Consider the following 14025-nt stretch of genomic DNA (forward strand, 5'->3'; position numbering starts at 1 on the left):
ACCGAAATATCCGATATGTCCGTCACGGAGTGGCGGACATATCGGACTAAGCGGCGGCGACGGCGGCTTCCAGGGCGGTCACGGCAGCTTGGGCGGCGGTGACGGTGGGCGGCGAGGCGATGTCGGTGGGTGGGGCGGCGGGAGCGGAGCGGCGCAGTCAGCGTGGTTGGCGGGCTGCGGCGCGGTTGGTGGGCGGAGCGGCGCATCCAGCGCGTTCGGCGGGCGGGTCGGCGGTCGGCCCGGTGGGGCGGCGAGGGTCGGCCGGCGCGGCGGCGATGTCGGCGCCTGGTGCGGCGGGGCCGGCCGGCTGGGTTGCGACGTCGGCGGGCGGGTCGGCGGGGCCGGGCGGCGGATCGGCGGTGACGGCGGGGTTGGGGGGTGGGGTGGCGCGGGCGAGGGCGCGGAACTCGGCCGGGGGATGGCCGGTCCAGCGGCGGAACGCCCGGCGGAAGGCGCTCGCCTCGGAGAACCCCAGCCGGGTGGCCAGGCTCTCCACGGACTCGTCGCCGCGGCGCAGGCTGGCGATCGCGGCGTCGCGCAGGATCTCCTGCTTGATCTGGCCGATCGAGGTGCCGTGCTGGCGCAGCAGGCGGCGCAGGTGCTGGGTGCTCACGTTCAGCCGCGCGGCGATCTCGTCGGAGGTCGGCCAGTGCCCGCGCAGGCCCTGCTCGAGGATCCGGCGGATGTGGTCGGCCACCGTGACGCCGTAGTCCCGGGTCGCGAACCATACCCGCGGCTGGTCGCGCAGGTAGTCGGTCAGCTCCTGCTCGTCGCGGACCACCGGCGTGCTGAGCAGGGCGGCGTCGAAGGCGAACGCCAGCCGGGCGGTGGCGAAGGCGGGAGTCACGCCGAACACGATCTCGTACTGGGCGGCGTAGTCCGGCGTGGGCCACGGCAGCTCCACCGCCCGCAGCGGGATGCGGCGGCCGGCCAGCCAGCCGAGCACCCGGTGGATCAGGGTCAGCAGCAGCTCGGTGACGAAGTGGTCCGGGTCGTCCAGCCGGCTCGCGTCGATCTCGACCCGGCACAGGCCGCCGTCGATGCCGACCGACAGCGGGGGCATCGCGGGCAGGATCTGGCCGGCGCCGGCCAGCCGCTCCAGGCCCTCGCCGAGGTCGGGGACGTGGATCGCCGAGCGCATGACGAGCTGGAACAGGCCCAGCGGGGCCGGCGGGCCGAGGCCGAACAGCTCGTCGCCGGTGAGGATCCACAGCTCCTGGGTCAGCTCCGCGGCCTGGTCGATGCTCGGCGGGGTGCCGCCGTGCACCGCGTCGGGGCGGATGCCGGTGCGCCGCAGCAGCAGCGCCGGGTCGAGCCCGCGGCGCTCGGCGATGCCGAGCAGGCGCTGTACGACGATGCGGGGCAGTGGAGAGGCGGCCACGTCGCCCACGCTAACCGCTCGTGCGCGCCGCGGTCACGGATCCCGCTAGCGGCGGTACTCCTCGCCGGCCCCGTCCCGTTCCTACGGTCGAGGGGTGTCCTCCACCACCCTCTCCGCCGACCGGGCCGACCCGCCGCCCACCGCCGCGCCCGGCGCATCCGCCACCGTGCCCGTCCGCCACCGTGCCGCGCTGTTCGCCGCCGGCGCCCTCCTCACCCTGTTCGCCGCGGGCGGGCGCTGGGACATCACGCTCGCCGCCTGGCTCGCCGTCCCGCTCCTGCTGCGCTTCTCCCGCACCACCCGCCCGGCCGCCGGCCTGCCCCTGGTGTGGCTCGTCTCGGTCGGGGCCGCGCTGTGGTGGTTCTGGCAGCTGCGGGTCCCGCTCGCGCCGCTGCCGCTGATCGGCGCGATCGGGCTCGGCACCGTGCTGGCCGTGCCGTACGTCGCCGACCGCCTGCTGGCCCCGCGCCTGGGCACGGCGGCCCGCCTGCTGGTGTTCCCGGCGGCGCTGACCGCGACCGAGTTCGTCCTGGGCTCGTACGCCCCGTTCGGGACCGCGTTCGGGCTCCTCGCCGTCACCCAGCGGGACCAGACCGCCCTGCTGCAGGTGTTGTCGGTCGCCGGGCCGTACTCCATCGCCTTCCTCATCGGCGGGTTCGCCACCACCGTCGGCGAACTGTGGGAGCGGCCCCGGCTGCGGCCGGCGGCCGGCTACGCCGCGGTCCTCGGTGTCGTGCTGGTGTTCGGCGGCGCCCGGCTGGCCCTGGTCCCGGCGGCGAGTACCCCGACCGTGCGCATCGCCGGCATCAACCCCGCCCGGCCCGGCCCGGCATTGCCCGACACGGGCATCGTCGCGCTGTCCGGCCTCGACCCGCAGGCGGTGCGTGACGCCTACGGGCCGGTGAACGACCGGCTGCTGGCCGACACCCGCGACGCGGCCCGGGCCGGCTCCCGGATCGTCTTCTGGTCCGAGAACGCCGCCCACGTGCCGGCCGGCGACGAGCAGGCTTTCATCGCCCGGGCCGCCGACGTGGCCCGGGCCGAGCAGATCTACCTCGACATCGCCGTCCAGGTCGTGCTGCCCGCCAAGCCCTACGGCCGGGACGAGACGGTGCTGCTCGGCCCGGACGGGCAGGTGCTGTGGACGTACCAGAAAGCCCACCCGATCCCGGGCCTGGAGCCCTATCGCCCCGGTGACGGCCGGGTGCCGGTGGTGTCCACGCCGTACGGCCGGATCGCCAACGTCATCTGCTACGACGCCGACTTCCCCGCGATCATGCACGTCGACGCCGACATCATGCTCGTCCCCGGCGGCGACTGGCCGGAGATGGGCCGGGTGCACACCCAGATGGCCGGCCTGCGGGCCGTCGAGAACGGCTACGCCCTCGTCCGCCAGGACTACGACGGGTCCTCGCAGGCCTTCGACCATCAGGGCCACGTCCTGTCGCAGCAGGACACCACGAACCCGGCCCAGACCGCACCGTGGATCGTCGACGTGCCGGTCAAGGGCGTCACGACGGTGTACCGCATCATCGGCGACGCCTTCGCCTGGCTCTGCGTGGCGCTCGTCGCCGCCGCCGTCGTGCTGCGGGTTCAGAGGCGCGCGGTGAGGAAGGCGACCGCACCCGCCACGCCGTAGGACTGCTCGCCGCCGTGGCTCTGGCCCTCGTCCTGGACCAGGGTCACGGCGGCGCCGTCCGTCCGGTACCGCGCCGCGAGCCGCCGGGCCGCCTCGACCGGCAGGAGCTCGTCGGCGGTGCCGTGGTACATGTACACCGGAGCGCCCGGCGTGCCGCCGAGGCCGATCGGGCTGCTGTCGTGGGCGAAGGCGGCGAACCGGCCCGCCGTGAGCGAGCCCGGCCACGCCTCGAGGCTCGCGAGGGTGGCGTTGAACGGGCCGCCCGCGATCGCGGTGCCGGCGCAGCCGTGCGCGTCGGCGGCGGCGTAGGCGCGGGCGGTCGCGTTGAGGTACTGCTCGACGTGGGCCCGCGGGTAGGCGTTGTCCAGGGCGGCGAAGCCGAACGGCAGCCAGCCGGAGAACGGCTGCCCGCCGATGGTCCGCAGGGCGGCGTTGAGGTCGGCGATGACGCCGCCGATCGCGAAGCCGGCGATCTTCAGCTCCGGGGCGTACCGCGGCTGGAACTGCGCGGCGACGGCGGTGGCGAAGCCGCCCCCCGAGTAGCCCCACAGGCCGATCGGGGCCCGCCGGTCCACGCCGGCCGGGTCGAACGAGCGGGCGGCGCGGATGCCGTCGAGGATCCCGTGCGCGGTGGCGGCGGCGCCGAGGAACTGCGATTGCGGTCCCTCGTAGTCCGGCACGATCACCGACCAGCCGCGCTGGACCGCCGCCGCGACCTGGGGCGCGTCGAAGCCGATGTTGGTCGGCCCGACCGGGACGGCACCCGCGCGCAGCAGGTAGGACGGCGCGCAGAAGGTGGCCAGCCCGTCCTCCGGGACCTGATACGACAGCAGGGGCCGCGGTCCGGGGCCGGTCCACCGGGCGGTGGGCACCAGCAGGGTGCCGACGGTGGCGGTCGGCCGGCCGGCGTTGTCGCGGGTCTTGTACAGCAGCTGCCACACCCGGGCGGGCGCCGGCACCGTCAGGGTGTCGGCGGCCAGGCGCCGCGAGCGCAGCACCGTGCCGTCGCGCACCGAGTCCAGGTGCCGCGGGACGGCGTAGAAGGGATCGTCGTCGGGGCGCAGGACGGTGCCCGCGCTCGCCGACGCCGCCGGTGCGCCGGCCGCGACGGCGACCAGCGCCACCGCGGCCAGCATGACGAGTCGTACCAGTCTCATTGGCGTGACGCTAGGGGCGGGCCGGCGCGGTCCGGTCGCACGCGGTTGCCTAGGAATACCGGACCCACCTTGAGCGCCGGGAGACCGGTAGGCCTCCCGGCGCCCGGGTGTCAGGCGACGGTGTAGGGGATGAGGAGGGTGGACTGGTTGCCCTGCGCCGCCGACGCGTCGACGCGGACCGTGGTCGGCGCGTTGCCGATGGCGTTCCACAGCTCGAGCCGGACGCAGCCGTGGTTGAGCGCCGACAGGGTGCCGGTCGACGAGGCGAGCTGGGCCGCCTGGGTGTACGGCTCCGTGCCGGCGATCGGGTCAGTGGCGAAGTAGCGGTAGGTCTCGACCCGGCCGTAGGTGCCGCCGCCGGTGAAGTCGTAGGAGACCCGGGCCTGGATGCCCTGGCCGACCGCGGTGCCGGCGTCGACGTGGAAGGTGAACTGGGTCTGCGCGCCGTTGGGGCTGCCGGTGATGCCGCAGGCCTGGTAGGTCACCGGGTTGTGCGGGGTGCCGTCCCAGTTACCGTTCGCGGCGGTCACCGTCTGGGTGGTCGCCGCCGTCCCGGCCGTGGTGGACAGGCCGGGGCCGGTGCGCAGGTAGAAACGGTTCGACCCCACCGGCGGCGGCGACGACGAGGGAGGCGGCGACGAGGGCGGCTGGGAGGTCGGCGGCTGGGACGTGGGCGGCTGGGAGGTCGGCGGCTGCGAGGTGGGCGGGGTGCTGGTGCCGTTGCCGCCGACCCAGGTGTAGGCGCCGGTGGTGGCGGTCTTTCCGGCGGGTACCGACAGCGTGCGCCCGTCGGAGAAGGTCACCGTGATCGCGGCGGCGGTCAGGTTGGTCGCCGCGTAGGTGCGGGTGCCGTTCTTCGTGAACACCGCATAGAGCGGCGTGTTGGCGGTGACCGCGGTGTCGACCTGGCCCAGCGCGGCGAGGTTGCGGATCCAGTGGAAGGTGTGGGCCCTGCTCTCGCCTTCTTCCGGGGTGTACCCGGGGTTGGCCCGCAGGTTCGACAGTGCCTGGTCGCCGTTGCCGAGCGCCTGGAACGACCACAGCACGTCCTGCCACACGGTGGGCGGCCCGCCGTTGTTCGTCACCATCTCGTTGTAGTTGACGGCGTTGTACGCCGGGCGGTAGCCGAGGTAGAGCGACCCGCCGGTGATCGGCAGCATGTTGATGCCCTGGATCATCTCGGGCTCGGCGCTGAACCAGGTGGCATAGGCCCCGCCGTCGCCCCAGACCATGCCGACCTCGTTGTGCGCGAAACTGGCCGGGAAGTTCTGGTTCGCCGAGTCCAGCCAGTACTCCTGGATCGCCTGCGCCTGGGTCGTGTAGATGTAGAGCCCGGCGTCGCGCACGGCGGTGTTGCCGGTGGCGATGCCCCACTGGATGAGGGCGTTGGCGAAGTTCATGCCCTCCGACGACGACTCCTGGTTGTTGCCGGCGAAGAACGAGCCGTGCCCGGAGGCCCAGTCGTGCCCGGCGTAGATGTCGAAGTCGCGCAGGAACGGGAACATCGTGTCGGCCCGGTCCGGGTTGTTCGCGTCGCGGATGAGCAGGTTGACCATGCCGCCGTAGGCGCTCGTCGCGGCCCAGTTGCGGTCGAACTTGGCCAGGGTCGCGGCGGCGGCGATGTAGTAGCCGTAGTGGAAGTGGTGGTCGTTGAGCTCGGCGTCGGAGCCGTAGGAGGCCGGGTAGCCGATCAGCGTGCCCCACGCCTGGTTGTAGACGAACAGCCGGCCGGTCTCGCCGGAGCCGGCGGTGAACCAGTCGGTGAGCCTCGTGCGGATCGCGTTGAGCAGCGTGTCGCGCTGGGCGGTGCGGCCGAGCTGGTCGGCGATCTCGGCGGCGCGGGCCGCCCGGCCCAGGCCCTTGCCGGTCCAGTAGGTGTCGTCGCCGAAGCCGGCCAGCGGGTCGCCGGCGGTGACCTGGTCGAGGTAGCCGCCGACGGTGGTCAGGTCGGCGCCGGCGGAGTCGGCGACGGCGGGAATCTCCGGCAGTACCCCCTGGAAACGCGTCGCGGTGGTGAACGCTGCGGCGCCGGTGAGCACCTTCATCGCCCCGCGCGGGGAGACATAGGTCTGCGTGATCGGCGTGGCGCCGGCGAGGCTCTTCCACTGGTGCGGATACAGCGCGAGGACGGTGCCGGAGCCGCTGCCCTCGCGGGCCGTCGTGGTGACCGTGTACGTGGCGTTCACCGTGCTGGCCGCCTGGTCGTAGCTCCAGGCGACCCGGGTGCCGGTGACGTGGTTGTGCGCGTACTGCCCGTAGGTGCTGGCCAGGGCGGTGCGGTCGGCGGCCGGCGTCGACGGGGTGGTGGGCAGCAGCGCGACGGAGAAGTAGTCGCGCCCGGCCAGCGCCGAGGTGATGGTGGCGCCGCTGACCGTCCAGGTGGCGCCGGTCGGCGCGTAGGCCATGTAGTCGTGGCCGCGGACGGTGAAGCCGATCCGGTCGCCGCTGTTGGACCACACGGCGGGCGCGCCGCCGAAGGTGAGCTGCGCGTTGCCGCCGCCGGTGCGGGCGTAGACGAACGGCAGGCCGTGGCCGATGGTGGCCTTGAGCGTGCGGGTGCCGTCGGACCAGGACGGGGTGACGGTCCAGTCGGTCCAGCCGTCGACCAGCGTGCTGGGCGCGTTGAGCCCGGTCACGCCCAGCGTGAATTCGGTGGTGTACGGGTAGTGGTACTCCCCGACGCCGGTGGCGGTGCCGGAGATGGCCGCGTCGGTGGTGTAGGAGACGCCGAGCCCGCCCGCGGACGGCTGGAACGCCATCGGGTGCGCCTGCAGCGGCGTCGAGTAGGCGCAGTCGGTGCGCTTGAACAGCAGCGACGACCACCAGTCGTTGGTCGGCACGGGCCCGGCGGGGGCGTTGGCGGTGAGGTACTGGCGGGGGTTGGTGGCGATGCTGCCGCAGCCGGTCGGGCCGGTGGCACCGGCCGGCGTCGCGGTGGCGTAGCTGCCGGACCCGAGGGTGGCGGCCTCGGCATCGGGCAGGGCGAGGAACGTGAGGGCGGTGGCGATCACGGTGACGGCGATCGCTGCGGCCGCGATGGGCCGGCCTCTGGTAAGGCGCATTGGCGGACTCCGTTTGAGAAGCGGCGGTCTTCCGGGGTCCCCGCGAATGATGCGCGCGAATTGTGACCATTGTCAATGGCGAGTTTCGGAGAGCGCTCTCGAATTTGCCGGTTGAGCTGGTACTTCATGTGGAGAGCGCTCTCGCCCGATGATCACGCGGTGCGAATCAGCCCGCCGTCGACATAGATCGTCTGGGCGGTGATGAACCCGGCGTCGTCGGAGGCCAGGAACGCGACGGTCCCGGCGAGGTCCTCCGGCTCCTCCACGCGCTTGATGGTCTGCATCTGCGCGATGGCCTGGAAGCCCTCCTCGGGCATGGCCGCCGCGCCCGGGGTCCGCACGACCGACGGGGCGACGGCGTTGACGGTGATGCCGAACGGGCCGAGCTCGGTGGCGGTGCCGCGGGTGAGCCCGATGACCGCCATCTTCGAGGCGACGTAGTGCGTGGCGCCGGGCACCTGCAGGCCGACGGAGTTCGAGGCGACGTTGATGATGCGGCCCCAGCCCCGCTCGCGCATGTGCGGGCTGAACGCCTGCGTGGTGAGCAGGATCGACTCGACGTTGACGGCGAAGACGCGCCGCCAGTCCGCGAGGGTGATGCCGGCGAGGTCGATGCGGGGGTAGATGCCGGCGTTGTTGACCAGGATGTCCACCGGCCCCAGCGTGCCGGCGATCCGTTCGGCCAGGGCGGCGACCTGGTCGGGGGAGCTCACGTCGGCGCGTTCGGCGGTCGCGGTGCCGCCGGCGGCCTCGATGGCCCGGACGGTGCCGCCGGCGTCGGCGGCGTCGGCCACCGCGACGGCGGCGCCGGCGGCGGCCAGCTTGACGGCGAGGGCGCGGCCGATGCCCTGGGCGGCGCCGGTGACGAGCGCGACGCGGCCGGTGAGCCGGCGGGTGTCGAGGGCCTGCTGCGGTACTGAAACGGTCATGGCGATCTCCCGGTGTGTCAGTTGCCGAGGAAGTCGGTCAGGGCCTGCACGAACCACTCGGGCGCCTCTTCGGCGACGAAGTGCCCGGTCGGTGCCACCAGCCCGGTGAGGGTGCGGGCGTGCGGGCGCAACGCCCGGGCGGCGCTGTCGCCCATCCGCTCGCCACCGCCGATGGCGAGCACCGGCATGGCGAGCGGGCCGCGCTCCAGCAGCTGCCGGTTGTCGCGGCCGTCCTGCAGCAGGTCGTGGTACTGCGAGAAACCGCCGCGCAGCCGGTCCCGGCCCCGGTATGCGCGGGCGTAGAAGGCGAGGTCGGCGTCGGTGAACGTCCCGGGGTTGCTCAGGGCCCGGAACGACTCGGCGAAGAACTCGAGCTCGTGGCCGTCGAAGAGCATCTCCGGCAGGTGCGGCTGCATGAAGAAGCCGAAATGCCACATGCCGCCGTGCGCGACGTCCATGAGCTCCTCCAGGCCGAGGCCGGGGATGCTCACGTCGAGCATGACGAGGGCGGCGACGTCGGCGGGGAACTCGGCGGCCCAGGCCAGCGCGACCATGGCGCCGATGTCGTGGCCCACGACGACGGCCGGCCCGGGCAGCTGCAGTGCGTGCAGCAGGCCGCGCATGTCGCGGGCCTGGTTGGTCTTGCGGTACCCGTCGTGGGGCCGGTCGCTGGCGCCGGCGCCGCGCAGGTCGGGCACGACGACGGTGTACCGGCCGGCCAGCGGCGCCATGACGTGCCGCCAGGCGCGGCCGGTCTGCGGCCAGCCGTGCAGCAGCACGAGAGTGGGACCGCTACCGCCGGCGGCGGCGGAGATGGTGGTGCCGTTGGTGGGCACCCGGTGCACGGCGAAGCCCGCCGGGAGCCAGTCGTAGTCGGTGCCGCTCTCGGCGGCCAGGGTGGTGCTCGGGCCGGACATCAGGGTTCCTCCTGGTGGGTTCGGGTTGTGCGCTGTGGTGCCGCCAGTTCTCGCAGCCGGGGCTCGCCGATCAGGGCGAGCATGTCCGGCCGCTCGGGCGACCAGCCGAGCTCCGCGCGGGTCCACTGGTCGCGGCTGCGGCTGGAGCCGGCCATGATCAGGGCGCCGAAGTCGCCCCAGACGGCGCTCGCCTCGGCGGGGCTGAGGCTGCGCGTGCCGCGGCCGAGGTCCCGGGCGACGGCCTCGGCGATCCACCGGTTCGGGACCTCGCCACCGGCCGCGTGGTAGAGCGCGCCCGCCGTGCCGGCGGCGATCGCCCGCTCGTAGAGCCGCGCCACGTCATCGATGTGGACGTTGGTGTAGGTGTTGAGCCCCGCGCCCACGTAGCACGCCGCGCCGGTGGCCGCGACGGAGCGGTAGACCATGGCGACGTGGCCGTGGTCGCCGGGCCCCCAGATCAGGCCGGGGCGCAGCACGAGGGTCCGGATGCCGCGCCCGGCGGCCCCGCGGACCAGCTCCTCCACGGCCCGCCGCCGGGCCGCCAGGGGCTCGACGGGGAACGGGTCGTCCTCGCCGTAGCACGCGGAGCTCCAGGCGCCGCCGGTGCGCTGCAGGAACACCCCGGTGCCGGAGGTGAGCACGAACGTCCGGCCGCTGCCGGCCAGCGCGTCCAGCAGGGCGCCGACGGCGTCGGCCTCGGCGGCCGGGTCGAGCTGGGCGGCGTAGACGACGACGTCGGACGCCGCGGCCGCGGCGAGCACCGGGCGGCGGTCGCGGTCCAGGTCGCCCGGGTGCGGGGCGATCCCGTCGCGGCGCAGGCGCTCGGCGGCGGCGCCGGTGCGGGCCAGGCCGGTGACCCGGTGCCCGCGGGCGGCGAGGTGCCGGGCCACGCCGCCGCCGACGAAGCCGGTCGCGCCGATGACGAAGGTGTCCATGTCGCTCAGCCGGGGAGGCTGGCGCGTTCGCCGCCGTTGGCCAGCACGACGGTGCCGTTGATGTAGCTGCTGCGGTCGTCGACGAGGAACAGCACGACGTCGGCGATCTCGTCGGGCTCGCCGACCCGGCCGCGGAGGTTGGCCTGCCCGAGCAGCTCCACGTTGCCGCCGAGCATCTGTTCGGTGCCGGCGGTGCGCACCGGTCCCGGCGAGACGCCGTTGACCCGCACGCCGCCGGCGCCGAACTCGGTGGCCCAGGAGCGGGTGAGCAGCTCCACCGCCGCCTTCGACGCGCCGTAGGCGGTGCCGATCGGCGCGGCGGACGTGGCCGCGGTCGAGGTGACGTTGACGATGACGCCGTGCCCGCGCTTGACCATGGCCGGGGCGAGGGCGCCGACCAGCAGGTACGGCGCGCGGGTGTTGACCGCGAAGTGCCGGTCGAAGCTGTCCGCGCCGGTGTCGGGCGTGCTGGTGAACGCGTAGATCCCGGCGTTGTTGACCAGGATGTCCACGTCGCCGGCCGCGACGGCGAGCCGGGTGACCTCGCCGGCGTCGGCGAGGTCGGCGGCGACGAACCGGGCCCGGCCGCCCCGCCGGGCGATCTCGGTCACCAGCTCGGCGCCGCGCTCCGGGTCGCGGCCGTGCGCGACGACCTCGGCGCCGCGGCCGGCCAGCTTGAGCGCGACGGCCCGGCCGATGCCGGCGGTGGCCCCGGTGACCAGCGCCCGGCGCCCGGCGAGCTCGGCGGTGTTCCCCATAACAGTCCCCTTTCTGGGTTGGACAACCCAATTTCTAGCACCGAGTTTTGGACAGTACAACCCAGAAAAGCTATGATCGGCATCATGACCCAGCCCGCCGCGCCCCGGCTGACCCGCAAGGGCCAGGCGACGAGGGAGCGCATCCTCCAGGCGGCGACCGAGCTCATCGCCGCGCACGGCGTGGCCGGCACGAGCACCGAGGACGTGCGCAAGGCGGCCGGCGTGAGCGGCTCCCAGCTGTACCACTACTTCGACAGCAAGCAGGCGCTGATCCGGGCGGTCATCACCCGCCAGGCCGACGCGGCGCCGGTGCCCGGGCAGCCGATGATGGGCCTGCTCGACAGCTTCGACGCGCTGCGCGCGTGGGCCGACGCGGCGATCGAGCGGCAGGAGGAGAACGAGGGCCGCGGCGAGTGCACGCTGGGCTCGCTGGCCGCCGAGCTCAGCGCCGACGAGCAGGCGCGGCCCGACCTGCAGGAGGGCTTCCTGCGCTGGCAGGGCCTGCTGCACGACGGCCTGCGGGCGATGCGCGACCGGGGCGAGCTGCGGGCCGACGCCGACCTCGACGAGCTGGCCCTGGCCCTGCTGGGCGCGCTGCAGGGCGGCGCCCTGCTGTCCCAGACGATGAGCACCGCGCGCCCGATGCGGGCCACGCTGAGCGCCGCGCTGAGCTACGTCGGTTCGTTCACGGTCAGCGCCGCACCGCCCGGGCCGGCCGGCGCCCGCTGAACCAGTCGGCCGCTGCGGACGGGTCGGCCCGCAGGTCGATCAGCAGCGGCCGGTCGAGGCCGGCGAGCGGGTCCGCCACCGCCTCCGCCTCGGCCAGGCGGACCGGGACGCGCTCGGCGGCGCCGACCTGACAGTGTGGTGCGCGCGGTGGCCCGGCCGCTGCCGTCCTCGAACTAGGGCGCGGCGTGCGCCACGCGTCCCGCGATCACCGTCGCCGCGACCAGGTCGGCGGCGAGCGACGCGCGGGCCTCGCGCCACGGCACCCGCAGCAGGCACAGGTCGGCCGGCGCGCCGACGCGGACCTCGCGCGGCCGCCCGCCGGGCCGGTCGGCCGGGCCGGTGTAGAGCGCGAGGGCCTGCTCCGGCGTGATCCGCTCGGCGGCGCCGACGACCCGGCCGGTCCGGGTGGCCCGCGTGACGGCGGTGCGCATCGCCAGCCACGGGTCGTCGGGGCCGAACGGCGCGTCCGACGACCCGCCGACCGGCACGCCCGCGGCGAGCAGCGACCCGATCCGGTACAGCCCGGGCACGTCGGCCGGGTCGACCCGGCTGAGGTAGTCGTCGCCGCGGTCGTGCAGGAAGCCCGGCTGGGTCACCACGGTCAGCCCGCTGGCCGCCAGCCGCGGCAGCAGGCCGGCGTCGAGGACGCTGGCGTGCTCGACGCGGTCGCCGGCGCGCGGCCCGGCCTCGTCGAACGCGGCGAGCGCGAACACCACCGCGGCGCCGCTGGCGCAGTGCAGCGCGACCGGGCGACCGGCGCGGTGCGCGGCGGCGATCCGCGCCGCCGTCTCGTCCAGCGACCAGCCGGCGTGCTCCTCCAGCATGATCTTGTCGGCGCCGCCCGGCACGCCGCGGCCCATGAGCGTGACGGCCTGCAGCAGCTCGCCGCGCGCCCGGGCGGCGGCGACGTGCGCCGCGACGGCGGCGTCGTTGCCCGGGCTCGCGTCGGTGACGGCGGTGACGCCGTAGCCGGCCAGCCGGCGCGACAGCTCGCCGAGCGCGGGCGGCCCCGCCGCCGGCGGCAGCGCCTCGGCGCCGTAGACCCAGCCGTCCGGTCCGGTGCGCACGCCGGCCGGGCGGCCCGCCGAGCCGAGCACCCACGCATGCCCGCCGCGGTGCTGGACGCGGATCGGCACGCCGCCGCCGGCGCGGTCGAGGAACGCCGCGTCGATGCGTCCGGTCGCCTCGTCGTCGTAGCCGACCGCCCGCACCGGCCGGCCGGTCGCGGCCGCCGCGCGCAGCCGCCCGGCGAGCGCGCCGAGGTCGGGGGCGTGGGCCGGTGACACGTCGAGCGAGCCGGCCCGGGCCGCCGCGGCCAGCAGATGGATGTGATGGTCGCGCAGGCCGGGCAGCAGCGCGCCGCCCCGGCCGGCCACTTCGCTGGCGCCGGCGCGGCCAGCTACCTCGCCGGCGCCGGCGCGGCCGGCCACCTCGCCGGCGCCGGCGCGGGGCAGGCCGGGCCCGATGGCGGCGATCCGACCGCCGGCGATACGCACGTCGAGCCCCGCCCGCCCGGCCACCTCGACGTCGCGCAGCAGCAGCTCGCTCACGGCCGCCCCGGCTCCGCCAGCACGGCCTCGGTGTCCGCGCCGAGGCCCGGCGCCGGGCCGGTGGCGGCGCGGGCGCACGGCGCAGGGTCGGCCGGGGCGCACGGCGCAGGGTCGGCCGGGGCGCGCGGGCGCAGCACCGTGGCGCCGAGGCCGGTCAGCGGCCGGCCCGCGTATCCCGCCGCGCGGCTTGCCCCGGTCTCGGAGAACGGCGGGCCGGTCGAGTCGCTCAAGGTACCGATTCTGCCAGGGCGGTGGTTGGGGTCCGAAAGCTAGCCACGCGCGACTTCGTCGCGGCGCTGTGTCTGGGGGGTTCCCACCCCAGACCCCCCATGGCCGCTGCGCGGCCACTCTTTCCGCGCTGCGCGCCCCTGGCGTCTTGGGCGCGGTGGTCTGTTGCGCCTTCGGCGCTGCGGATGTCTTGCTCGTTGGGTGAGCACTTGGTTGGTGCGGCCGGGGGGACGTATGTCTCCGTGATCATGATCGATGTCGTGGGCGCACCGCGGGTTTTCCATGATCTCGGAGAGTTGTGGTACACGGGGGTACCTTGCCGCTCCGTGATCATGAAAAAGCGTTGGTGTCAGTCGTCGGTGCGGCATGATCGTGGAGAGTTTTGGTCGTTGCGCTGGGCTTCGTGGCCTGCGGCCACATTTGTTGCGCTGTGCGCTGCTGGCGTCCTGGGTGCGGTGCCCTATCGGCGCCTTCGGCGCTGTGGTGCTGCCGCTTGTCGCGCCTTCGGCGCGGTCGGTGGGGTTTCTTGTCGCGCCTTCGGCGCGGTGGTTGGGGTTTGTTGTTGCGCCTTCGGCGCGTTTGGTTGGGGTCCGAAAGCTAGCCACGCGCGACTTCGTCGCGGCGCTGTTCCTGGGGGGTTCCCACCCCAGACCCCCCATGGCCGCTGCGCGGCCACTCTTTGCCGCGCTGCGCGCCCCTGGCGTCCTGGTTGGGGGTCCCGTCCCCCTGTGCGGCCCTGG

At 74.8% G+C, this 14025-nt stretch carries 11 protein-coding genes; 2 read left to right on the plus strand and 9 right to left on the minus strand.

Annotation, left to right across the window (positions count from 1 at the left end; all coding sequences use genetic code 11):
* Positions 1 to 157: 157 nt before the first annotated feature.
* Positions 158 to 1381 (minus strand): AraC family transcriptional regulator ligand-binding domain-containing protein, encoded by a 1224-nt coding sequence (locus ACQPXD_RS18190; RefSeq protein WP_432839930.1) that lies wholly within the window; start codon positions 1379 to 1381, stop codon positions 158 to 160.
* A 94-nt stretch (positions 1382 to 1475) separates the two neighbouring features.
* On the opposite strand from ACQPXD_RS18190, the gene ACQPXD_RS18195 reads away from it, so the two are divergent.
* Positions 1476 to 3020 carry a nitrilase-related carbon-nitrogen hydrolase gene (locus tag ACQPXD_RS18195; protein WP_432839932.1) on the plus strand — a complete coding sequence of 515 codons (1545 nt, stop codon included), beginning with the start codon at positions 1476 to 1478 and terminating at the stop codon, positions 3018 to 3020.
* On the opposite strand, the gene ACQPXD_RS18200 is transcribed toward ACQPXD_RS18195, so the two are convergent.
* From ACQPXD_RS18200 to ACQPXD_RS18225, 6 genes are all read right to left on the minus strand, one after another.
* On the minus strand, positions 2975 to 4177 hold the full coding sequence (locus ACQPXD_RS18200; protein ID WP_432839934.1) for a lipase family protein: 1203 nt from the start codon (positions 4175 to 4177) through the stop codon (positions 2975 to 2977). The two genes, ACQPXD_RS18195 and ACQPXD_RS18200, sit on opposite strands and share 46 nt — an antisense overlap.
* Positions 4178 to 4287: 110 nt before the next feature.
* On the minus strand, positions 4288 to 7239 hold the full coding sequence (locus tag ACQPXD_RS18205) for a glycosyl hydrolase (protein WP_432839936.1): 2952 nt from the start codon (positions 7237 to 7239) through the stop codon (positions 4288 to 4290).
* Positions 7240 to 7391: 152 nt separating this feature from the next.
* Complete coding sequence (locus ACQPXD_RS18210) at positions 7392 to 8168, minus strand: SDR family NAD(P)-dependent oxidoreductase (RefSeq protein WP_432839938.1); 777 nt, start codon at positions 8166 to 8168, stop codon at positions 7392 to 7394.
* A gap of 17 nt (positions 8169 to 8185) precedes the next feature.
* Complete coding sequence (locus ACQPXD_RS18215; protein WP_432839940.1) at positions 8186 to 9085, minus strand: alpha/beta fold hydrolase; 900 nt, start codon at positions 9083 to 9085, stop codon at positions 8186 to 8188.
* Positions 9085 to 10020 carry an NAD-dependent epimerase/dehydratase family protein gene (locus ACQPXD_RS18220; protein WP_432839942.1) on the minus strand — a complete coding sequence of 312 codons (936 nt, stop codon included), beginning with the start codon at positions 10018 to 10020 and terminating at the stop codon, positions 9085 to 9087. Before ACQPXD_RS18220 ends, ACQPXD_RS18215 begins: the two co-directional genes overlap by 1 nt.
* 5 nt (positions 10021 to 10025) lie before the next feature.
* The gene (locus tag ACQPXD_RS18225; protein ID WP_432839944.1) at positions 10026 to 10778 is read right to left on the minus strand and encodes an SDR family NAD(P)-dependent oxidoreductase; all 753 of its coding nucleotides are present in this window, start codon (positions 10776 to 10778) and stop codon (positions 10026 to 10028) included.
* A gap of 84 nt (positions 10779 to 10862) precedes the next feature.
* Between ACQPXD_RS18225 and ACQPXD_RS18230 the strand changes: the two genes are divergently transcribed.
* Positions 10863 to 11507: a TetR/AcrR family transcriptional regulator gene (locus ACQPXD_RS18230; RefSeq protein ID WP_432839946.1), complete on the plus strand. Its 645-nt coding sequence runs from the start codon at positions 10863 to 10865 to the stop codon at positions 11505 to 11507.
* A gap of 173 nt (positions 11508 to 11680) precedes the next feature.
* Here the strand turns inward: ACQPXD_RS18230 and ACQPXD_RS18235 are convergent, their stop codons facing one another.
* Both ACQPXD_RS18235 and ACQPXD_RS18240 read right to left on the minus strand, forming a co-directional pair.
* On the minus strand, positions 11681 to 13057 hold the full coding sequence (locus ACQPXD_RS18235) for an amidohydrolase family protein (RefSeq protein ID WP_432839948.1): 1377 nt from the start codon (positions 13055 to 13057) through the stop codon (positions 11681 to 11683).
* Positions 13054 to 13287 carry a hypothetical protein gene (locus tag ACQPXD_RS18240; RefSeq protein WP_432839950.1) on the minus strand — a complete coding sequence of 78 codons (234 nt, stop codon included), beginning with the start codon at positions 13285 to 13287 and terminating at the stop codon, positions 13054 to 13056. The genes ACQPXD_RS18235 and ACQPXD_RS18240 overlap by 4 nt, the downstream gene beginning before the upstream one ends.
* Between the last annotated feature and the right edge of the window lie 738 nt (positions 13288 to 14025).

This window comes from Dactylosporangium sp. CA-092794 (assembly GCF_050948465.1).
Taxonomy (GTDB): domain Bacteria; phylum Actinomycetota; class Actinomycetes; order Mycobacteriales; family Micromonosporaceae; genus Dactylosporangium.